The sequence below is a fragment of the Rhizobium sp. Leaf321 genome (genome assembly GCF_001423215.1).
Taxonomy (GTDB): Bacteria; Pseudomonadota; Alphaproteobacteria; order Rhizobiales; family Rhizobiaceae; genus Neorhizobium; species Neorhizobium soli.
This window is the reverse complement of sequence record NZ_LMOF01000003.1, coordinates 195719-216735: the sequence shown is the minus strand read 5'-3', so window position 1 is coordinate 216735 and position 21017 is coordinate 195719. Positions and strand designations below refer to the sequence as shown.

Sequence of the window (21017 nt, the reverse complement as noted above, 5' to 3'; positions counted from 1 at the left end):
CAGCGCCGCCGCCCTCGTTCAGTGAGCGGGTTATAGATCCGAGGCCCAGACCAAGTCAACAGGGGTTTTTCAAAAATGTCATTTTTCTTTCACAAGTCAGCGGAAGCCTCTGATACGGCTTAGAGTTTGGGCAGTGATGACAAAGCAGGCAACGCTTCCTCGATGGCCTGTCTTTGTCGAAGGGGCTATCCATTCTTAAGGACGGGTAGCTAGAAGAGGTCCGGCCCGGCCCGGCCGCCTCTGGTGCCTATAGGGGCTTCGCAGGCTAAGCGTCCGCTTTCGTGGCGCGTATCTGTCTCTATATAGAGAGCGGTCAAAAGCGAGTTCAGGAATGTCTGCGTCATTACCTTCTGCATCGTCAGGTGCGGCCCTCATCGCGGGACTGCCGAAGCTTCCGGTCTCGGATGTGCTTCCTCAGATCCTGTCGGCGCTCGGCAACGGCAACCGGGCCGTCATCTCCGCGCCACCCGGCGCCGGCAAGACGACACTGGTTCCGCTGGTACTTCTCTTTGAACCGTGGTGCGGGGGCAAGATCATCCTGCTTGAACCGCGGCGGCTTGCGGCGCGCGCCGCAGCAGCACGCATGGCGTCTCTTATAAGAGAAGAGGTGGGCGGTCGCGTCGGTTACCGGATGCGGCTCGACAACCGGGTGTCTTCGGCAACCCGGATCGAGGTAGTCACCGAAGGCGTGTTTGCACGCATGGTCCTCGACGATCCCGAACTTGCTGGCGTCTCCGCTGTCATCTTCGACGAATTCCACGAACGCTCGCTCGATGCGGATTTCGGGCTGGCGCTTGCGCTCGATGTCCAATCGGCGCTGCGGGAAGACCTTCGCATCCTCGTGATGTCGGCGACGCTCGATGTCGAGCGGGTCGCCGGGCTGCTTTCCGATCCGCCCGTTATAGTCAGCGAGGGACGAGGCCACCCGATCGAGATCCGCCATCAAGACAGGCCGGCGGGCGAGCGGATCGAGGATACGGTCTCGCGCGCGATCATTGAAGCGCACCGATCGGAAACCGGCTCCATCCTTGTCTTTCTGCCGGGCCAAGGGGAAATCCTGCGCACGGCTGAGCGGCTGCAGGGTCGCTTCGGCCCGGAAACGCTGGTCGTGCCGCTCTACGGCAATCTTTCTCAGCGCGATCAGGATCTGGCGATCCGGCCCTGCCCTGCCGGACAGCGCAAGATCGTGCTCGCGACCTCGATCGCCGAGACCTCGATCACCATCGACGGGGTGCGCCTCGTGATCGACAGCGGTTTGCAGCGGCTGCCGGTGTTCGAGCCTTCGACCGGCATTACCAGACTGGAAACCGTGCGGGCTTCGCGCGCCTCGGCGGATCAGCGGGCCGGACGCGCCGGGCGAACCGAACCGGGTATCGCCATTCGTCTGTGGCATCCCGGCCAGACGGCGGCCCTGCCGGCATTCACGCCACCGCAGATCCTTGCGAGCGATCTCTCTAGCCTCGTCCTCGACCTTGCCCATTGGGGCGTGGAGGATCCGGCATCGCTGGCGTTTCTCGATCCGCCGCCTGCGGCCGCCTTCAAGGAAGCGAAAAGCCTTCTCACCCAGCTCGGGGCCTTCGATGAGCAGGGTCGGCTGACAGCGCGCGGCAAGACCATGCGCGACATGGCGCTGCCGCCGCGGCTTGCGGCGATGACGATTTCGGCGGCAGACGACGGCCATGGCCGTCAGGCTTGCCTGCTGGCAGTGCTCCTGACCGAACAGGGGCTTGGCGGATCGGATGTGGACCTCGATGAAAGACTGAGACGGTTCCGCAATGAGAAAGGTGAGCGTGCCGACGCCGCAAGGCGGCTTGCGGACCGGATCGCCTCAGGCCTGCCCCGCAAGACGCAACCCGGTTTGCCAGCAACAGCCGGCCAGCTTCTGCTGCATGCCTATCCGGACCGGGTGGCGATCCAGCGCGGCGGGCGCGGGCGGTTCGTGATGGCAAACGGCCGGGGGGCGGAACTGCCGGAAACCGAGCGGCTTGCGGGTGCAACGATGCTTGTCATTGCCGATCTTTCCGGGCGGGCCGTCAAGGCGCGGATCCTTGCGGCGGCCGAAACCAGTCGTGCCGAGATCGAGGCCGAGCTCGACGATCTGATCGTGCGCCAGGACGAGACGGTGTTCGACCGCCAGAGCCTGAAGCTGCGGGCCCGCAAGGTGACGCGGCTTGGCGCCATCGTGTTCGAGGAAAAGCCCCTGCCCCGCAAAACGGGCGAAGCCGCTGCCTTGGCACTTGCCGAGGGTGTGCGGGAGCTTGGGCTTCAGGTCCTGCCGTTTTCCAAGGACGGCGCGCAGCTGCGCGAGAGGCTGGGTTTCCTTTACCGGACGATCGGTGCGCCCTGGCCTGACATGGATGACGCAGCACTCCTTGATCAGCTTGCCGAATGGTTCGTTCCGTTTCAGGGCCAGGCCTCCGGCATCGACGCGATCCAGCCCGGCAGTCTTTCAGAAGGGCTGCGCTCGCTTGTTCCCTACGACATCCTGCAGGATATGGGACGCTTGGCGCCGACGCATTTCGAGGCGCCGACCGGACAGCGGCATCCGATCCGCTACGATGGAGACGAGCCGACCCTGTCGATCCGGGTTCAGGAACTGTTCGGGCTGAAGACCCATCCGGCTGTAGCGGGCGGGCGCCTGCCGCTGCTGCTCGAACTGACATCGCCCGCGCACCGGCCGATCCAGACGACAAGAGACCTCCCCGGTTTCTGGTCAGGATCGTGGAAGGATGTGCGCGCCGACATGCGAGGACGCTATCCGAAACATCCGTGGCCGGAAGATCCGGCAGAGGCTCTGCCGACGGCGCGGGCGAAACCGCGCGGGACATGATAGGCAGACGTGACAGAATGCCGCCTGCGACCACGAGATGCGGCGCGCTATGAAAAGCGTCGTGACAGTCGAAGCGGAAAGCGGGACATAGAAGAGATGGCGACCAGAGACATGTCCGGCGACGAGATGGCGACCAGCGAGAACGACGTGATCGCTCTTTCCGATGCGGTGCGCAGCCGATCCAGCCGGCGGATGCGCCTGCAGACGCTGGTGCGGCTGCGCTGGCTTGCGGTTGCCGGACAGACGGCGACGGTGGTGATCGTCGCCTTCGTGCTGCAGTTCCCGCTGCCCCTGATGGAAGCGGCAATCCTGATCGCGGCGCTTGCCGTGGCGAACCTCACCCTTTCGGCCTGGTTTCCGGCCACGCATCGGTTGGGCCCGCGGTCCGTCATTGCGCTTCTGGGCTTTGATCTGCTGCAGATGGCTTCGCTCCTATTTATCACCGGTGGCCTTGCCAATCCCTTTGCGCCGCTGATCTGCGTGCCGGTGATCATTTCGTTTGCCTCGCAACCCTTGCGCCATTCGATCATGCTGATCGTGTTTGCCCTGATCTGCACCACCACCATCGCCTTTTCGCCCTTCGATGTGCCCTGGTATGCGGGCCAGACGCTGGAGACGCAGCCGGTGATGCAGATCGGCGTCTGGTGCGCGATCGCCTCGATGATGATGTTTGCCGCCTTTTATGCCTACCGCGTCTCGAGCGAGGCGGCGCTTCTGGCGGATGCGCTGGCCGCGACCGAACTGGTGCTGGAGCGGGAAAAGCACCTGTCGCAGCTTGACGGGCTGGCGGCCGCGGCGGCCCATGAGCTTGGAACGCCGCTTGCCACAATCAGCGTCGTTGCCAAGGAAATGCTGCGCGACCTGCGCGAAGACGACCGGTTTCGCGAAGACGTGCTTTTGCTGCGCAGTCAGAGCGAGCGCTGCCGCGACATCCTGCGCCGGCTCACATCGCTGTCGACGGAAAGCGAGGAGCATATGCGCCGCCTGCCGCTGTCGTCGCTGATCGAGGAAGTGATCGCGCCGCATCGGCAATTCGGCATCGATGTCGAGATCATCGAAAAGAGCGACATTGCCGGCGAGCCGGTCGGCAACCGCAACCCGGCAATCCTCTATGGTCTCGGCAACCTTGTCGAAAATGCCGTCGATTATGCGAGGGACAAGGTCACGGTGACCACCGAACACACGGCGTCGCGGGTTGCCATCACGATCGAGGATGATGGTCCCGGTTATGCGCCGGATATACTCGCCCATATCGGCGAGCCCTATATGACCACGCGGTCTCGCGAAGACGAAAGCGCGGGTGGGCTCGGGCTCGGGCTCTTCATCGCCAAGACGCTGCTGGAGCGATCGGGGGCATCGCTCAAGTTCGGCAACCGCGATGCCGGCAAGGCAGGCGCCCGGATCCGGATCGAATGGCCGCGCAGCCTGATGGACCGGCCGGCGATAAAATGAGTGGCCGCTTTGCCAACGCGACCCATATTGAAGTGCAGCAACGGACCGTTGTCCGTGGAGACAGACGATGGATACGAATTCTGAAAACATGCCCGCCCTCGACGATGCCCAGCTCGGAGACGATCCTTTCTTGCTGCTCGTCGATGACGATGGCCCGTTCCTGCGGCGTCTGGCGCGCGCCATGGAAAGCCGCGGCTTTATCGTGGATGCAGCGGAATCGGTCGCCGAAGGGATCGCCAAGGCCGAAGCCCGGCCGCCGAAATATGCCGTGGTCGATTTGCGGCTGGGTGACGGCAACGGTCTCGACGTGATCGAAGCCATCCAGAAGTCCGGTTCGGACACCAAGATCGTGGTGCTGACCGGCTACGGCAATATCGCGACCGCGGTGACGGCTGTTAAGCTTGGAGCGCTCGACTATCTGTCCAAGCCTGCGGATGCGGACGATGTGTTCAACGCCTTGATGCAGCGCCCGGGCGAAAAGGCGGATGTGCCCGAGAACCCGATGTCTGCCGATCGGGTGCGCTGGGAACATATCCAGCGCGTCTACGAGGCCTGCGAGCGCAATGTTTCGGAAACCGCAAGGCGGCTGAACATGCACCGGCGCACGCTGCAGCGGATACTTGCCAAGCGCGCACCGAAGTAAGTCTCGCCGGTCAGATGTCGTCGAAGCTTTTGCCGGTCGCCCATTCGGCCAGCATCAGCCTTCGCGCGGCAACGCGGGAGAAATTCAGCATGATCGATTTGCGCGATGCGGGCGCCAGCCTGTGTTCCGGCGCTTCGCGCATCTGGTGCGCGCCGTAGCCATCGGACAGGAACAGGCCGCAATCTTCCGGAAAGATCTCGAGCGGAACGTCTTTGTGGGTGGCGAAGAACAGCCGGTCGCAGGAGGCGCGGTAATCTGGCCATTTGCGATCGACCCGGAAGTCTTCGATGGAGGTCTTGATCTCGATGATCCAGATCTCGCCCTTTTCCGATACCGTTATGAGATCGGCGCGGCGACCGTTGGAAAGCGCCATTTCCGGAAGAATGGCGTGCCGCATGTCATGGAGCAGGATCTGCATGCCGCGGCGGACCATCATGGCCCGCGACGACTGACGGCCGTCGACCAGCGGGTTATTATTGGCAATATTCAATATCGTCATGCACTTGACCTGTCACAGCCCCTCCGGGGGGGTACGGATGTTGCAAAAAGGACATTGCCTTTTGCATTCGTGGAAGCGCGATCCCCTGGCTCACTGCTATCGCTTGCCAAGCGCTGCGCTATGGAAAATAACGGGTCCGAAGGCGCCTGAGCGCCAATTTCAATCGATTCGTACATCAAGAGACATCCATGCGCTTTCGCAACAGCATGCTCGCACTCGGCCTGTTGGCAACCTCTGCCCTGGCCGGCTGCTCCACCACGTCCGACACACCCCGGACGGTCGCCCAGGCCGATGCTCCGGTCCGTATCGAGACGGCGCAGATCTTTACCGATTCGTATGGCTCGATCACCGATGCAGGTTACACCCTGCCGGCGATCCCGATCAACCGGGTGAAGCCTCAGTTCGTTCGCCAGGTCGTCAATTACGAGACGAACGAACGCCCGGGCACGGTCATCGTCAATACCCGCGAACGTCATCTCTATTTCATCCTGCCGGGTGGTCGTGCGATGCGCTATGGTATCGGCGTCGGAAAGCAGGGCTTCGCATGGTCGGGCACAGCCTATGTTGCCTGGAAGCAGGAATGGCCGAACTGGCATCCGCCGAAGGAAATGGCAGTGCGCAAGCCGGACATCGCCCGTTATGTCGAAAACGGCATGGGCCCCGGTCTGTCGAACCCGCTTGGTGCACGCGCCATGTACCTGTTCAACGAAAAGGGCCAGGACACGCTGTTTCGCCTGCACGGCACGCCGGAATGGGCCTCGATCGGCACCGCCGCTTCGTCGGGCTGCATCCGTCTGATGAACCAGGACGTGATCGACCTCTACAGCCGCGTCCGTCCGGGCCGCAACACCAAGGTCGTCGTGATTCAGTAACGGTTCAACGCCTGCAAATGCAAAAGCCGCCGAGGATTTCCCGGCGGCTTTTTTGTTGTCTGAGCGACGGGCCGGATTAACCGGCCTTTGCCTTGAGTTCCAGCCGGCGGCGGTGCAGAACCGGTTCGGTATAGCCGTTCGGCTGTTCGCGACCCTTGAGCACCAGTTCGAGCGCTGCCTGAAAGGCGACCGAGGCGTCGAAGTTAGCTGCCATCGGCTTATAGAGCGGATCGCCTTCGTTCTGGCCATCGACCACTGCCGCCATCCGCTTCAGCGTCTCGACGATCTGCTCTTCGGTGACGAGCTTGTGGTGCAGCCAGTTGGCCATATGCTGCGACGAGATGCGCAGGGTCGCCCGGTCTTCCATCAGCGCGATGTCGTTGATATCCGGCACCTTGGAGCAGCCGACGCCCTGGTCGATCCAGCGCACGACGTAGCCGAGAATGCCCTGCGCATTGTTGTCGAGTTCGCGCTGGATTTCTTCCGGCGTCCAGTTCGGCCGCGAGGCGACAGGCACCGACAGGATATCGGAGAGTTTGGCACGGGTGCGAGTCTTCAGCCCCTTCTGGACTTCGGCGACATCGACTGTGTGATAGTGGGTGGCATGCAAAGTGGCGGCCGTCGGTGACGGGACCCAGGCGGTGTTGGCGCCCGCTTTCGGGTGACCGATCTTCTGCTCCAGCATCGCCGCCATCAGATCCGGCATCGCCCACATGCCCTTGCCGATCTGTGCATGGCCGGACAGCCCGCAGGCGAGACCGATATCGACATTCCAGTTCTCATAGGCCGCAATCCAAGCCGCCTGCTTCATGTCGCCCTTGCGGATCATCGGGCCGGCTTCCATCGAGGTGTGGATCTCGTCGCCGGTGCGGTCGAGGAAGCCGGTGTTGATAAACACGACGCGCTCCTTTGCGGCGCGGATCGCCTCCTTGAGGTTGATCGTGGTGCGGCGTTCCTCGTCCATGATACCCATCTTCATGGCATTGTCGGCGAGACCGAGCGCCTGTTCGACGCGCGTGAAGATCTCGGCTGCGAAGGCCACTTCTTCCGGCCCGTGCATCTTCGGCTTGACCACATACATGGAGCCGAGCTTCGAATTCTTGCGGCGGCCGGTGATGCCGCCATCCTTGCGACCGATGTCGTGGATGGCGATCAGCGCCGTGACGACAGCATCCATGATGCCTTCGGGCACTTCATGGCCGTCGCGGTCGAGAATGGCCGGGTTGGTCATGAGGTGGCCGACATTGCGGATCAGCATCAGCGAGCGGGCTTTGACTTCGACGGTTGCGCCATTGGGCGCCGTATAGTCAAAATCCGGGTTGAGCGTGCGCAGGAAGTTCTTGCCACCCTTGGCAACCTCTTCCGCGAGATCGCCCTTCATCAGGCCGAGCCAGTTGCGATAGACGGCAACCTTATCCTCAGCGTCGACAGCGGCGACCGAATCTTCGCAGTCCATGATTGTGGTGATCGCCGATTCGATTCGCACATCAGAAATATGGGCCGGATCGTCCTTGCCGATCGCGGTTGCCGGATCGATGACGATTTCGACATGCAGGTTGTTGCGCACAAGCAGGATCCGGTTCGGTTCGCCCAGATAGCCGGCAAACTGCGTCGGATCGGTCAGGCCTGTCACCTCGCCGTTCGACAGCGTCACGAACAGGGCGGCATCTTCCACCTTGAAGGAGGCTGCATCCTTCCAGCTGGCGCCGGAAAGCGGAGCCGACTGATCGAGGAAGTCGCGCACCCAGGCAATCACCTGTTTGCCGCGGACCGGATTGTAGCCCTTGCCCTTATCGGCACCATCCACTTCCGGGATGGCGTCCGTGCCATAAAGCGCATCATAGAGCGAACCCCAGCGGGCATTGGCGGCGTTTAGTGCATAGCGTGCATTCATCACGGGGACGACGAGCTGCGGGCCGGCGATGCCGGCAATTTCCGGATCGACGTTTTCCGTCGAGACCTTAAAATCGGGTCCTTCGGGAAGGAGATAGCCGATCTCGCGCAGGAATTCCTCGTAGGCAGCCAGGTCGTTCGGTGCACCGTGCTTGCGGTACCACTCGTCGATCTCGAGCTGAAACGCATCGCGCCTGGACAGAAGCGCCCGGTTCTTCGGCGCAAGGTCGTGAACGATCGCGGAAAACTCGGCGAAGAAATGGTCGGCATCAATACCGGTCTCGGGAAGCGCTTCGGTAACCAGAAAGTCGTGCAGCTTTTGATCGATCTGCAGTCCGTTTTTTTCGATGCGAGTCATGCCGCGCCTCCCGTATGATTTTTTGGTGACATGCAGATTGCCCGCAAGACTTTGTCTGTCAATCGCCGACGATGCCATCGACCATGAAATCATGGGCCGATATGGACCACCCTCAAGAGGTGTTTCACGTGGAGCGCCGACGGACCACCTTCATGGGTATTCCGTCCTGCGGCTGGGTGGTGAGCTTCTGCACCGGCCAGACTTTGGTGCCCGGCACCACATCGAACCGGTAGCTCTTCATCAACACGGCAAGCGCGATCACCGCCTCCTGCATGGCAAAGACGGCACCGATGCAAGTGCGCGGGCCCGCTCCGAACGGCAGGTACTGGAAGCGATTGATGTTGCCACGGTTTTCCGGAAGGAAGCGTTCGGGCATAAAGGCGCGCGGCTTTTCCCAGTAGAGTTCATGCCGATGCAGTGTCCATGGCATGACGAGAACCGTCACGCCCGCATCGATGGTCACGGTCTCGCCCGTCGGGCTGGTCCAGCGATCGCCACGGATTGCCGCGCGGTTGATGGAGGGCGCCGGCGGATAGAGCCGCAGCGCTTCCTCGAAAGCGGCTCTCACCCAGGGCATTCTCTCCAGCCAGTCGACCGGTTCGGCCCCTTCGCTCAAGACCTGATCGATCTCCGTTTCCATCGCATCGCGCACATGCGGCGACTGGCCGACGCAATACAGCGTCCAGGCGAGCGCCCTCGCCGTCGTTTCGTGGCCGGCGCCGATGAAGGTCAGGATATTGTCTTCGATTTCGGCCATCGTCAGGCCGTCGGGCCCTTCGAGCTGCAGCAGCAATGTTAGAAAATCCTGCGGTACGGCATCCGGCGTCTCGCGGATCCGCTTCTGGCGCTGGATCATGGTATCGGCGACGACCTTGCGGAACTTGTCCAGCACGCGCTGGCCACCGATCCGCGTCACGCGCGGTACCCAAGGAGGGGCGCGCAGAAGATCCATCGGATCGACACGGCCCATGCGATGCAGCAGGCTGTCGACGTCATCGGAAAATTTCTCGCTCTCGGTGACGATCTCGCCGGAAAACAGTGTCTCGGAAAGGATGGCGAACGCAAGTTCCGTCATGTCGACCGAGATGTCGTGGACCGCGCCCGAAGGATGGTCGGCCGCATACTTCTCGACATACTCCTCCGACTTCGCCAGCATCTGGCCGGCAAAACCGCGGGAGTGGCGCGGCGTGAACACCGGTGCCATCGCCTTGCGCGAGCGCTTCCACACGGGCCCTTCCGCCGTCAGCAATCCGTCACGCAGGATCGGCCGCAGGATGAGCTGACGGATCTCCGACATCTCGTAATTGGCGGAATTATCGACAAGAATGTGCCGGATAAGGCCCGGATCGTTGACGATGAGGGTGCGTTCCTTGAGGAACTTCGTCTCGATCCAGGGAAGCGTGTAGGACGGCTTTCCCCACAGTTCGAGCGGATTGCGCATCACGGTGCGGATGACTTCCAGCCGCGACGGCGGGACGGTGCGCGGCTCCGGTGCCGGTGGCACGAAAGGTTCGGGGCGCATGTCCATATGAAGGGTCCTCATCTTTAAGAGATGAAGAACATATCAGAACTCAGAAGAGCGATTTCAACTCGGCGATCTTGTCGTTGACCAGCCAGCCGTAATAATTCTCTTCCGGCAAACCGCCGCGCGCCCTCAAGGCTGCCGCCCGTTGTGCCGAGCCGCCGGTGTTATAGAGAGTGGCTGTGATGCCGGGATTGCGGGAGATATCGACATTCGCAATCGTCTTGTAGTCGTCGATCGAACGGCGGATGTTCGCCGCCATGTAGGCGAGCGATTTGTCCGGGTCCATGATCGCGTCATAGACTTCCGATGCCTTGTTCTCGTCCAGCTTCGGGTAACCGGAAACGCGGGCGACGGTGTCTGAAAACATCATCGCCGTCAGCGGATTGAGCTGGCCGAGGCCGAAGGTCTGGCCGGCATAGAAGGGCTGGAAGAAGACCGCGCTGAAACGATTGTCCGGAAACGCCTTGCCATCGACCTTGCGTCCCCGGAAAGCGTCTTCCCAGACATTTTCCCGGCAGGTCCAGAGACGGTAGGAGTCGAGCCCCGTGCTGCATTTTGCAAATTGCGGGCGGTCGAGAAAATCCTTGATCGATTCGTCGTCGTAGCCGAAGCGGAAACTGTTGCCGGCATAGGCGGCGGCCTTGATGTAATAGGTCTGCAACCGGTCATAGGCATCGACATTATAGGTGTGCTCGCCAACGATCGCGCCGACGATATGGATCGGATCGAAGCCGTAGGCCGCTGCCGCAGATCTGATCTTGCCGATCAGTTTCTTGTCGGTTGCGAGCAGATCGCGGATCTTTTCATACTTGTCGTCGAACGTGGTGCGGCCGGCGCGGGTTCGGCGCACGGAGGCACCCGGCACTTTCGGCTGCACCGTATTGCGGTTGCCTTCCGGCACGATGGTCACCGCGGCCGCGTAGGTCGTGGAAGCGGCCGTCCATGCGACGGTCATCAGAAATGCAAGCAGGAGGCGTTTCAAAATTGTCGTGTCCCAATTACGGTCTGCACCGATAACGCTCCAGACGCCGAAACAGTCAGGCGGTGGAGAACGGCGCATCACGAAAGCGCGTCACCCTTACGTGAAGAGATGCTGTAATGTCGAGAGAGTGGCATTCAAAATAGCGTCACTGCCAAGGCGAGCAGCAGCCGGTCGTTGCCCGGCTGCCACGAATTCAAGGTCAGAGGATGTAACGCGACAGGTCGGTATCGTTGGCGAGATCGCCGACATGCTTGCGGACATATTCGGCATCGATCGTGATCGCCGTGCCGCCCTGATCGGGCGCGGTGAACGAAATCTCGTCCAGCACGCGCTCCATCACCGTCTGCAACCGGCGGGCACCGATATTTTCGACGGTGGAATTCAGATGCACCGCGACGTCGGCCAGCGCGTCGAGCGCATCATCGGTAAAGTCGAGCGCCAGATCTTCGGTGCCCATCAGCGCCTTGTACTGCCGGATCAGGCTTGCCTCGGTTTCCGTCAGGATGCGGCGGAAGTCTTCCTTGGTCAGCGGCTTCAGCTCGACGCGGATCGGCAGACGGCCCTGGAGTTCCGGCAAAAGGTCCGATGGCTTCGACACATGGAAGGCGCCGGAGGCGATAAACAGGATATGATCCGTCTTTACCGGTCCGTATTTGGTCGAGACCGTGGTGCCTTCGACGAGCGGCAGCAGGTCGCGCTGCACGCCTTCACGTGAAACACCGGCACCCATGCCGCCGTCGCGGGCAGCGATCTTGTCGATCTCGTCGAGGAACACGATGCCGTCATTCTCGACCGAACGCACCGCTTCACGCTGGATCACCTCGTTGTCGATCAGCTTGTCGGATTCGTCGCGCACCAGTTCGCCGTAGGACTTGGCAACGGTGGTTTTGACCTTCTTGGTGCGCCCACCCATCGCCTTACCGAACATGTCGGAGAGGTTGAGAACGCCGATATTGCCGCCCGGCATGCCGGGAATGTCGAAGCCGGGCATGCCCGAGCTGGTGTCGGCCACCTCGATCTCGATTTCCTTCTCGTCAAGCTCGCCGCTGCGCAGGCGCTTGCGGAAACTGTCGCGGGTGGCAGGAGAGGCCGTCGATCCGACGAGCGCATCGAGCACGCGCTCCTCGGCACTTGCCTGCGCCTTCGCCTGCACTTCGGTGCGTTTTTTCTCACGGATCAGGCCGATGCCGATCTCGACGAGATCGCGGATGATCTGTTCGACGTCACGCCCGACATAGCCGACCTCGGTGAACTTGGTGGCTTCCACCTTAATGAAGGGAGCGCCGGCTAGCTTTGCAAGGCGACGAGAGATCTCCGTCTTGCCGACGCCGGTCGGCCCGATCATCAGGATGTTCTTCGGCATGACTTCGTCACGCAGGCTTTCGTCCAGCTGATGACGGCGCCAACGGTTTCGAAGCGCAATGGCAACGGCGCGCTTGGCGTCATGCTGGCCAATGATGTGGCGGTCGAGCTCGGAAACGATTTCCCGGGGAGAAAAATTGGTCATGAGTTCCTCTTGGCGTCCCTCGTCAACCGTCCTGTCAGGCCCGGCCCGTGAGAGATCCTCTGGCTTGGATGGCGTTATTCGGCGTCGAGCGTTTCGACGACGAGATTGTGATTGGTGTAGACGCAGATATCGGCCGCGATATCGAGCCCCTTGCGGGCAACCTCTTCGGCCGACATGTCCGTGTCCATCAGCGCGCGGGCAGCCGCATAGGCGTAGTTTCCGCCGGAGCCGATGGCGATCGTGCCGTGTTCGGGCTCCAGCACATCGCCGTTGCCGGTGACGGCGAGCGTGATCGACTTGTCGGCAACCAGCATCATCGCCTCGAGATTGCGCAGATACTTGTCGGTGCGCCAGTCCTTGGCAAGTTCGACGGCGGCGCGCATCAGCTGGCCGGGATACTGCTCGAGCTTCTTTTCGAGGCGATCGAGAAGCGTGAAGGCATCCGCAGTGGCGCCGGCGAACCCGGCGATCACATCGCCGGTCTTACCAATTCGGCGCACCTTGCGGGCATTGCCCTTCATCACCGTCTGGCCCAGGCTCACCTGACCGTCACCGGCCATCACCACCTTGCCGCCCTTTCGGACCGTAATAATCGTTGTCATTCCATATACCTCTAAAAGCCCCTGGAGGGCGCCTTCGATTGCGAGCCCCAGCGACGTTCATGGCGGCTCCGTTGTGCCCTATGTAAGTGGGCATCCGCCGAATACAATCTTGTCGAAACGGCGCAGCGTGACGGCCCTGCTTCGACCGCGCTTTTGCTGGATATTTGATCTTGCGCCTGATATGGAGCGCGCAGAATAAGCATGGGTGACATGATGGTCGATACGACAGCCGCACGCACGGGAAGCGTTTCCCGCAAGACCAACGAGACTTCCGTTTCGGTTTCCGTCAATCTCGACGGCACCGGCACGTCAAAGATTTCGACGGGCGTCGGGTTTTTCGACCATATGCTGGACCAGCTTTCGCGCCATTCGTTGATCGACATGGAGATCGACGTGAAGGGCGACCTGCATGTCGACGATCACCATACGGTGGAAGATACCGGCATCGCGATTGGCCAGGCCATTTCCAAGGCGCTCGGCGACCGGCGCGGCATTGCCCGCTATGCCTCGCTCGATCTCGCCATGGACGAAACGATGACGAAGGCTGCGGTCGACGTATCGGGCCGGCCTTTCCTGGTCTGGAACGTCTCGTTCTCGGCCCCGAAGATCGGCACGTTCGATACGGAACTGGTGCGGGAATTCTTCAACGCGCTGGCGCAGAATGCCGGGATTACGCTGCATATCCTCAACCATTACGGCGCCAACAACCATCATATCGCCGAGACCTGCTTCAAATCCGTGGCGCGCGTGTTGCGCATCGCGACCGAAATCGATCCGCGGCAGGCCAATCGCGTTCCTTCGACCAAGGGTACGCTTGCCTGACGCTTCCAGGAGTTTCATCCTTGAGAAGCTATCTCGTTCTGACGCCGAAAAATCGCCCCGACAGGGAGCACCGTTCCACCGTCATCATGCCGGACGGATTTTCATGGCCGGCATTTCTTCTCTCCTGGATCTGGCTGTTCTGGCACCGGATGTGGATTGCAGGCGCGATTGCCCTTGCGATCCAGATCGGCAGCGGCGTTCTTTCGACGATGCCGGGCTTTGCGATCGGCGGCTGGCTGCTCGGCTTTGCGATGAACCTGATCGTTGCGCTGGAAGGCCGGCATCTCTACTCGCAGTCGCTGCAGCGCCGAGGCTACACCCTCGAAACCGTTGTGTTTGCGCAGGACAGGAGCACGGCCGAGGAGATGTATTTCTCCAATCTGCCGCAGCCTGAACCGAGCGCAATGCCTACTCTTTCCGAATGGGCGCCACAGACGAACACCCCTTCCCCCGCCGCTGCCGGATGGCAGAGTTCCGGCGCCGGACTTTTCGATCACGGAGGACGCTGATGCGCGTCGCAATCATCGACTATGGATCGGGCAATCTCCGATCCGCTACCAAGGCTTTCGAACGCGCCGCTCGCGAGGCCGGCATCGACGCTGAAATCGACCTCACCGACAAGCCTGATGCCGTCGCCTCGGCTGACCGCGTCGTTCTTCCTGGCGTCGGCGCCTATGCCGATTGCCGGGCCGGGCTCGATGCCGTTTCCGGCATGCACGAGGCACTGATCGAGGCCGTCGAGACAAACGCACGCCCTTTCCTCGGGGTCTGCGTCGGCATGCAGCTGATGTCCTCGCGCGGGCTCGAAAAGACCACCAGCGAGGGCTTCGGCTGGATCAAGGGCGATGTTGTCGAAATGACGCCGTCCGATCCCAGCCTGAAGATCCCCCAGATCGGCTGGAACACGCTGGAACTTGCCAACCCGCATCCTCTGTTCGAGGGAATTCCGACCGGGCCGGACGGACTGCACGCCTATTTCGTGCACTCCTACCATCTCGCCGCCGCAAACCCTTCCGACGTCATCGCCACGACGGAATACGGTGGCGCGATGACGGCCTTCGTTGGACGCGACAACATGGTGGGGGCGCAATTCCATCCGGAAAAGAGCCAGACACTCGGCCTCGCCCTGATTTCCAACTTCCTGCGCTGGAAGCCCTAACATGATTCTTTTCCCGGCTATCGACCTCAAGGACGGCCAGTGCGTGCGCCTCAAGCTTGGCGACATGGAACAGGCGACCGTCTACAATCCGGACCCGGCCGACCAGGCCAAGGCCTTTGAGGACCAGGGTTTCGAGTGGTTGCATGTGGTGGACCTCAACGGCGCCTTTGCCGGCGAAAGCGTCAACGGCGCGGCCGTCGATGCGATCCTGAAGGCAACGAAGAACCCGGTCCAGCTCGGCGGCGGCATCCGGACGCTCGAGCATATCGAGGCATGGCTTAGCCGCGGATTGGCGCGTGTCATTCTCGGGACCGTCGCGGTTCGAGATCCTGCTCTCGTCATCGAGGCATGCGAGAAGTTTCCGGGCCAGGTCGCCGTCGGCATCGATGCCAAGGGTGGCAAAGTGGCGGTGGAAGGCTGGGCGGAAGCGTCCGAGCTGGGCGTGATCGAGCTTGCCAAGAAATTTGAAGGCGCTGGTGTTTCGGCAATCATCTATACCGACATCGACCGCGACGGGATCCTCGCCGGCATCAACTGGGCCTCGACGCTGGAACTGGCGGATGCAGTTTCCATTCCCGTCATCGCGTCGGGCGGGCTTGCCTCGATGGACGATATCCACCGCATGCTGCAGCCGGATGCGGCCCGTCTCGAAGGCGCGATTTCCGGGCGAGCGCTCTATGACGGCCGGATCGATCCTGACGAAGCGCTTTCGCTGATTCGCGCCGCGAGAGGAGAAGCCGCATGACGCTCAAAGCCCGTGTCATTCCCTGCCTCGACGTGAAGGACGGCCGTGTCGTGAAGGGCGTCAATTTCGTGGACCTGATCGATGCCGGCGATCCGGTCGAGGCCGCAAAAGCCTATGACGCTGCCGGTGCCGACGAGCTCTGCTTCCTCGACATCACCGCCTCGTCCGATAATCGCGACACGATCTTCGATGTCGTGGCCCGCACCGCCGAACACTGCTTCATGCCGCTTACCGTTGGCGGCGGCGTTCGCGCCATTGCCGATATCCGCAAGCTGTTGCTGGCCGGGGCCGACAAGGTCTCGATCAACTCCGCTGCAGTGAACAATCCGGATTTCGTCTACGAAGCTGCCAACAAGTTCGGCAACCAGTGCATCGTCGTGTCGATCGATGCCAAGCGGGTGTCCGCATCAGGCGAGAGCGATCGCTGGGAGATCTTCACCCATGGCGGACGCACTGCGACCGGGATCGATGCTGTCGAGTTTGCGCGAAAGATGGTCGAGCGCGGCGCCGGCGAGTTGCTCGTGACCTCGATGGACCGCGACGGCACGAAGATCGGCTACGATCTGGCGCTGACCCGCACGATTGCCGATTCGGTTCGCGTTCCCGTCATCGCCTCGGGCGGCGTCGGCACGCTGGACGATCTCGTTGCGGGCGTGAAAGAGGGCCATGCGACCGCCGTTCTCGCCGCCTCGATTTTCCACTTCGGGACCTATTCGATTGGCGAGGCAAAGCGCTATATGGCCGACCATGGCATTGCCATGCGGCTCGACTGATATTCGGGACGGGAGGAGACGGTTTTGAGTGAATTCACCCTCGGCGATCTCGAGAGGATCGTTGCGCAGCGCGCGAAAGCCCCGCCTGAGGAATCCTGGACCGCCAAGCTCGTGGCGGCCGGGCAGACCAAGGCTGCCAAGAAGCTAGGCGAAGAGGCGGTGGAAACCGTGATCGCCGCGGTGGCGCAGGACCGGCACGATCTCGTGTCTGAAAGTGCGGACCTTCTCTATCATCTTATGGTCGTATTGAACATTGCCGACATCCCGTTGCAGGATGTGCTCGCCGAACTTCAGCGCAGGACAGGCCAGACAGGCCTGCAGGAAAAGGCGAGCCGAGCTCCTTCATGAACATCGTTTCGACGCCTGAAAAGCATGATGTGGATATCCCGGAGAGCGGTGTGAACGCGGAATACTACTCGCCCTACCACCACTTCACCGCCGAGGAATGGGCGAAGTTTCGGGCCGACACGCCACTGACGCTGAAGGCCGAGGAAATCGCCCGGCTGCGCTCGCTGGACGATCCGATCAACATCGACGAGGTCCGGCGCATCTATCTGTCGCTGTCGCGCCTTCTTTCGACCCATGTCGAGGCCTCGCAACGGCTTTACCGGCAGCGCAACCGCTTTTTGACCCTTCCGGATGTGTCAAAGACCCCGTTCATCATCGGCGTTGCCGGCTCGGTCGCGGTCGGCAAGTCGACCACCGCACGCGTGCTGAAGGAACTGCTTGCGCGCTGGCCGGCAAGTCCGAAGGTCGATCTCATCACGACCGACGGATTTCTTTATCCCAACGCGGTTCTCCAACGTGAAAACCTGATGCAGCGCAAGGGTTTTCCGGAGAGCTACGATATCGGCCAGATCCTGCGGTTTCTTTCGGCGATCAAGGCCGGCGAGAAAAACGTCAAGGCGCCGCGCTACTCGCATCTGACCTATGACGTGCTGCCCGGCGAATATACGCTGGTCGACCGTCCCGACATCCTAATCTTCGAAGGCATCAATGTGCTGCAGTCGCGCGCATTGCCTGTTGACGGCAAGATCGTGCCGATCGTGTCTGACTTCTTCGACTTCTCGATCTATATCGACGCCGACGAGGAGCAGATCCATCAGTGGTATGTCCAGCGGTTCATGAAACTGCGGCAGACGGCCTTTCGTGAGCCGACATCCTTCTTCAACAAGTATGCGGCGATCAGCGAAGCGGAGGCGATGGCCGTCGCAGAAGGGCTTTGGGAAAACATCAACCTCAAGAACCTGCGCCAGAACATCATCCCGACCCGGCCCCGCGCCGATATCATTCTGCGCAAGGGTCGCGACCACTTCATCGAGACGGTGGCTTTGAGAAAACTGTAGGCTGTCGATCGATACCCATTACACGATGGATCTTCGATCGTCAGCTATTGACCCTTCGCAGTGTCAGATTGATGCGGCCCCCATTTTTGAGAAGCGTCGACGTGCCGGGATAGATCCGGTCCACCCCGTGAAACGCAAGCCGCCCTTCCCCGCCCAGCACCACGATATCGCCGCTCGAGAGCTTGAAGGAGCCTGTCGGATCCTTGCGATCGACCCCACCGACCCGAAACAGGCAGGTATTGCCGAGCGAGATGGAAAGGACCGGCGCGTTCAGGTCTGATTCGTCCTTGTCCTGATGCATGCCCATTTTCGCGTCGTCTGAATAGAAATTGACAAGGCATGCCTCCGGCGGCTTGTCATAGCCGGAGAGGTTTTCCCAGAGGTCCATCAGTTCTGACGGAATGGCGGGCCACGGTCTGCCCGTCTGCGGATGGGTCTCCTGGTACCGGTAGCCGCGCTCCTTGTCCGTCACCCAGCCGAGCTCGCCGCAATTCGTCATCCGAACCGACATCGGTTTGCCCGTGCCGGGCATGGCCGGGACGTAGAGCGGTGCCTCGGCGACGATGGCGCGGATGACCTCGACCAGATGTTCCTGGGCGGCGCGGTTCAGAGAGCCCGGCAGATGCCGGATACCGTTTGCCAAAGTCGCCATATGATTCCCCCGTGGCCCTTCGTGGTCAGTCGCCGTTCGGCTTGCCGCGCATCTTCTTGACATCGGAGCGGCCGGATTTCGCCTTGAGTCGCCGCTCCACGGAGCCCTTGGTCGGCTTGGTCTTCCGGCGCGGTGGCGGTGGCGGCTCGGCTGCCTTCAGGATCAGTTCCTTCAGCCGGTCGCGCGCATCCTCGCGGTTGCGCTCCTGGCTTCGAAACCGGTTGGCCTCGATCATCAGCACGCCGTCCTTGGATACCTTCCGGCCGGCAAGCTTGATCGCGGCTTCCTTGATCCGTTCGGGCAGCGACGGGGAATTGACGAGATCGAAGAACAGCTGGACCGCCGTCGAGACCTTGTTGACGTTCTGGCCGCCCGGCCCCCCCGCCAGCACGAACTGCTCGGTGAGCTCCCATCCGGCGATGGTGATGCGGGTGTTGATCTCGAGAGGATTGCTGGCCATGGCCGTATTTCCCACAAACCGGAGCAAAAGAAAACCGCCGGCTCAGAGGGAGCCGGCGGCTATAATGTTCCACGTGAATCCTTGTGGTCCAGCTGGGACCCAAGACTTACTCGGCGGCGATCTTCAGACCAGGTGCTGCGTCGCGGACCTTGCTGTCGACGTGGTCTTCGAACTTCTCGAAGCTCTTGATGAACATCGAGACCAGCTTGGCTGCCTGGTTGTCGTAGGCCTGTCCATCGGACCAGGTCGAACGCGGATCGAGAATGGACGTTTCGACGCCATCGACGGCGACCGGAACGGCAAAGCCAAAATTGGCATCCGTGCGGAACTCGGCATCCTTGAGGCTGCCGTTCAGGGCTGCGGCCAGAAGCGCGCGGGTGGCCTTGATCGGCATACGACGACCGGTGCCGTATGCGCCGCCTGTCCAGCCTGTGTTGACCAGCCAGCAATCGACGCCGTGCTTGGCGATCAGGTCCTTCAGGAGGTTGCCGTATTCAGCCGGATGACGCGGCATGAACGGTGCGCCGAAGCAGGTCGAGAACGTGGCTTCCGGTTCCGTCACACCCTTTTCCGTACCGGCCACCTTGGCGGTGTAACCGGACAGGAAGTGGTACATGGCCTGTTCCGGGGTCAGCCTGGCAATCGGCGGCATCACGCCGAAAGCATCTGCCGTCAGCATGATGATCGTCTTCGGATGCGGCGCGAGACCGGTTTCCGATGCGTTCGGAATGAAATGCAGCGGATAGGCACTGCGGGTGTTTTCCGTCAGCGAATTGTCGTCGAAATCGGGAACGCGGTTGTCGTCGAGAACGACGTTTTCCAGGACCGTGCCGAAACGGCGGGTTGCCGCGTAGATTTCGGGTTCGGCTTCAGCGGAAAGCTTGATCGCCTTGGCGTAACAGCCGCCTTCGAAGTTGAAGACGCCGTTTTCGCCCCAGCCATGCTCGTCGTCACCGATCAGCGTGCGGGTCGGGTCGGCGGAAAGCGTGGTCTTGCCGGTGCCCGAGAGACCGAAGAACACGGCGGTATCGCCCTCGCTGCCAACATTGGCGGAGCAATGCATCGGCATCCCGCCCTTGGCCGGCAGGAGATAGTTGAGAACGGTAAAGACCGACTTCTTGTTTTCGCCGGCATACGACGTGCCGCCGATCAGCACGAGACCGTTTTCCAGATCGCAGGCGATCACGGTTTCGGAGCGGCAGCCGTGACGGGCCGGATCGGCCTTGAAGCTCGGCAGATTGATGATCGTCAGCTTCTGCTCGAAACCTTCCAGCGTATCGCGCTTGGGGCGGATGAGGAGGTTGCGGATGAACAGCGCATGCCAGGCAAGCTCTGTGACGACGCGGGTCGGAAGCGCGTTTGCTTCATCGGCGCCGCCGATCAGATCCTGGACAAACAGGGTTTTGCCGCTGGCATGGGCCAGCATGTCAGCCTTCAGCACGGCAAAGTGCTCGGGCGACATCGGCTTGTTGTTGTCCCACCAGATCTTGTCTTCGGTACCCGCGTCGCGGACGACGAATTTGTCCTTGGGCGACCGGCCGGTATGCTGTCCGGTGCGAGCCCTCAACGCGCCGTCGATCGTCAGATCGGCTTCGCCCCGGCGAATCGCTTCTTCGTAAAGCTCGACTTCGCTGAGATTGTAATTCACACGCGATGCATTGCCGAGACCGATGTCTGCGAGCCCGTTCGATGGGTTGTGAAGTCCAAACTGCTCCATACGCGCGCTCCTTTTTGTGGATTGAACCTGCGCGGAACCTAGAGCGGGTTTTTAAAAAGGGCAAGATAATTCTGAAATAGCGTAATAATATCAGTTATTTAATCGATTTAAAAAATTTTATTCTCGATTAAATCGGTTTACGAGGGTTTTCTGTTCGCCGTTTCTGGGGGTCTTTCACGA

At 61.4% G+C, this 21017-nt stretch carries 20 protein-coding genes; 11 read left to right on the top strand and 9 right to left on the bottom strand.

Annotation, left to right across the window (positions count from 1 at the left end; genetic code table 11):
• The first annotated feature begins 331 nt into the window (after positions 1–331).
• The 3 genes from hrpB (at position 332) to ASF70_RS02610 (ending at position 4925) form a co-directional block, all read left to right on the top strand.
• Positions 332–2830 carry an ATP-dependent helicase HrpB gene (gene hrpB / locus ASF70_RS02620; RefSeq protein ID WP_062577166.1) on the top strand — a complete coding sequence of 833 codons (2499 nt, stop codon included), beginning with the start codon at positions 332–334 and terminating at the stop codon, positions 2828–2830.
• Positions 2831–2956: 126 nt separating this feature from the next.
• Positions 2957–4282 carry an ActS/PrrB/RegB family redox-sensitive histidine kinase gene (locus tag ASF70_RS02615; RefSeq protein ID WP_062577207.1) on the top strand — a complete coding sequence of 442 codons (1326 nt, stop codon included), beginning with the start codon at positions 2957–2959 and terminating at the stop codon, positions 4280–4282.
• 88 nt (positions 4283–4370) lie between these two features.
• Positions 4371–4925 (top strand): ActR/PrrA/RegA family redox response regulator transcription factor, encoded by a 555-nt coding sequence (locus ASF70_RS02610; RefSeq protein WP_174197349.1) that lies wholly within the window; start codon positions 4371–4373, stop codon positions 4923–4925.
• A gap of 10 nt (positions 4926–4935) precedes the next feature.
• On the opposite strand, the gene ASF70_RS02605 is transcribed toward ASF70_RS02610, so the two are convergent.
• Entirely contained in the window at positions 4936–5424 is a 489-nt protein-coding gene (locus ASF70_RS02605) for an MmcB family DNA repair protein (protein WP_062577164.1), read from the bottom strand.
• 188 nt (positions 5425–5612) lie between these two features.
• Here ASF70_RS02605 and ASF70_RS02600 point away from each other — a divergent pair, with 188 nt between their 5' ends.
• Entirely contained in the window at positions 5613–6296 is a 684-nt protein-coding gene (locus tag ASF70_RS02600) for a L,D-transpeptidase (protein ID WP_062577163.1), read from the top strand.
• 76 nt (positions 6297–6372) lie between these two features.
• Here the strand turns inward: ASF70_RS02600 and ASF70_RS02595 are convergent, their stop codons facing one another.
• The 5 genes from ASF70_RS02595 to hslV form a co-directional block, all read right to left on the bottom strand.
• Positions 6373–8547, bottom strand: coding sequence for a malate synthase G (locus tag ASF70_RS02595; protein WP_062577205.1), 2175 nt, complete (start codon positions 8545–8547; stop codon positions 6373–6375).
• Positions 8548–8671: 124 nt separating this feature from the next.
• Positions 8672–10075 (bottom strand): cytochrome P450, encoded by a 1404-nt coding sequence (locus ASF70_RS02590; protein WP_062577161.1) that lies wholly within the window; start codon positions 10073–10075, stop codon positions 8672–8674.
• A 43-nt stretch (positions 10076–10118) separates the two neighbouring features.
• On the bottom strand, positions 10119–11054 hold the full coding sequence (locus ASF70_RS02585) for a DUF1402 family protein (RefSeq protein WP_062463019.1): 936 nt from the start codon (positions 11052–11054) through the stop codon (positions 10119–10121).
• A 199-nt stretch (positions 11055–11253) separates the two neighbouring features.
• A complete protein-coding gene (gene hslU / locus ASF70_RS02580; protein WP_062577159.1) occupies positions 11254–12561 on the bottom strand; it encodes an ATP-dependent protease ATPase subunit HslU in 1308 nt (435 codons plus the stop codon).
• Positions 12562–12635: 74 nt separating this feature from the next.
• Positions 12636–13163, bottom strand: coding sequence for an ATP-dependent protease subunit HslV (gene hslV, locus ASF70_RS02575; protein WP_062463013.1), 528 nt, complete (start codon positions 13161–13163; stop codon positions 12636–12638).
• A gap of 213 nt (positions 13164–13376) precedes the next feature.
• On the opposite strand from hslV, the gene hisB reads away from it, so the two are divergent.
• The 7 genes from hisB to coaA are packed head-to-tail and all read left to right on the top strand — an operon-like array spanning position 13377 to position 18008.
• A complete protein-coding gene (hisB, locus tag ASF70_RS02570) occupies positions 13377–13985 on the top strand; it encodes an imidazoleglycerol-phosphate dehydratase HisB (RefSeq protein ID WP_062577203.1) in 609 nt (202 codons plus the stop codon).
• A 20-nt stretch (positions 13986–14005) separates the two neighbouring features.
• Entirely contained in the window at positions 14006–14494 is a 489-nt protein-coding gene (locus ASF70_RS02565; RefSeq protein WP_062577157.1) for a DUF2628 domain-containing protein, read from the top strand.
• Positions 14494–15144 (top strand): imidazole glycerol phosphate synthase subunit HisH, encoded by a 651-nt coding sequence (gene hisH / locus ASF70_RS02560; RefSeq protein WP_062577155.1) that lies wholly within the window; start codon positions 14494–14496, stop codon positions 15142–15144. Before ASF70_RS02565 ends, hisH begins: the two co-directional genes overlap by 1 nt.
• 1 nt (position 15145) lies before the next feature.
• On the top strand, positions 15146–15889 hold the full coding sequence (gene hisA / locus ASF70_RS02555; protein WP_062463004.1) for a 1-(5-phosphoribosyl)-5-[(5-phosphoribosylamino)methylideneamino]imidazole-4-carboxamide isomerase: 744 nt from the start codon (positions 15146–15148) through the stop codon (positions 15887–15889).
• The gene (hisF, locus tag ASF70_RS02550; RefSeq protein ID WP_062577152.1) at positions 15886–16662 is read left to right on the top strand and encodes an imidazole glycerol phosphate synthase subunit HisF; all 777 of its coding nucleotides are present in this window, start codon (positions 15886–15888) and stop codon (positions 16660–16662) included. Before hisA ends, hisF begins: the two co-directional genes overlap by 4 nt.
• A gap of 24 nt (positions 16663–16686) precedes the next feature.
• On the top strand, positions 16687–17010 hold the full coding sequence (locus ASF70_RS02545; protein ID WP_062577150.1) for a phosphoribosyl-ATP diphosphatase: 324 nt from the start codon (positions 16687–16689) through the stop codon (positions 17008–17010).
• Positions 17007–18008 carry a type I pantothenate kinase gene (coaA, locus tag ASF70_RS02540; protein ID WP_062577147.1) on the top strand — a complete coding sequence of 334 codons (1002 nt, stop codon included), beginning with the start codon at positions 17007–17009 and terminating at the stop codon, positions 18006–18008. The genes ASF70_RS02545 and coaA overlap by 4 nt, the downstream gene beginning before the upstream one ends.
• Positions 18009–18048: 40 nt before the next feature.
• On the opposite strand, the gene ASF70_RS02535 is transcribed toward coaA, so the two are convergent.
• The 3 genes from ASF70_RS02535 to ASF70_RS02525 form a co-directional block, all read right to left on the bottom strand.
• Positions 18049–18660 carry an alpha-ketoglutarate-dependent dioxygenase AlkB gene (locus ASF70_RS02535; protein WP_062577146.1) on the bottom strand — a complete coding sequence of 204 codons (612 nt, stop codon included), beginning with the start codon at positions 18658–18660 and terminating at the stop codon, positions 18049–18051.
• A 25-nt stretch (positions 18661–18685) separates the two neighbouring features.
• On the bottom strand, positions 18686–19120 hold the full coding sequence (gene arfB / locus ASF70_RS02530) for an alternative ribosome rescue aminoacyl-tRNA hydrolase ArfB (protein WP_062577144.1): 435 nt from the start codon (positions 19118–19120) through the stop codon (positions 18686–18688).
• 106 nt (positions 19121–19226) lie between these two features.
• Positions 19227–20837 carry a phosphoenolpyruvate carboxykinase gene (locus tag ASF70_RS02525; protein WP_062577141.1) on the bottom strand — a complete coding sequence of 537 codons (1611 nt, stop codon included), beginning with the start codon at positions 20835–20837 and terminating at the stop codon, positions 19227–19229.
• Positions 20838–21017: the final 180 nt, after the last annotated feature.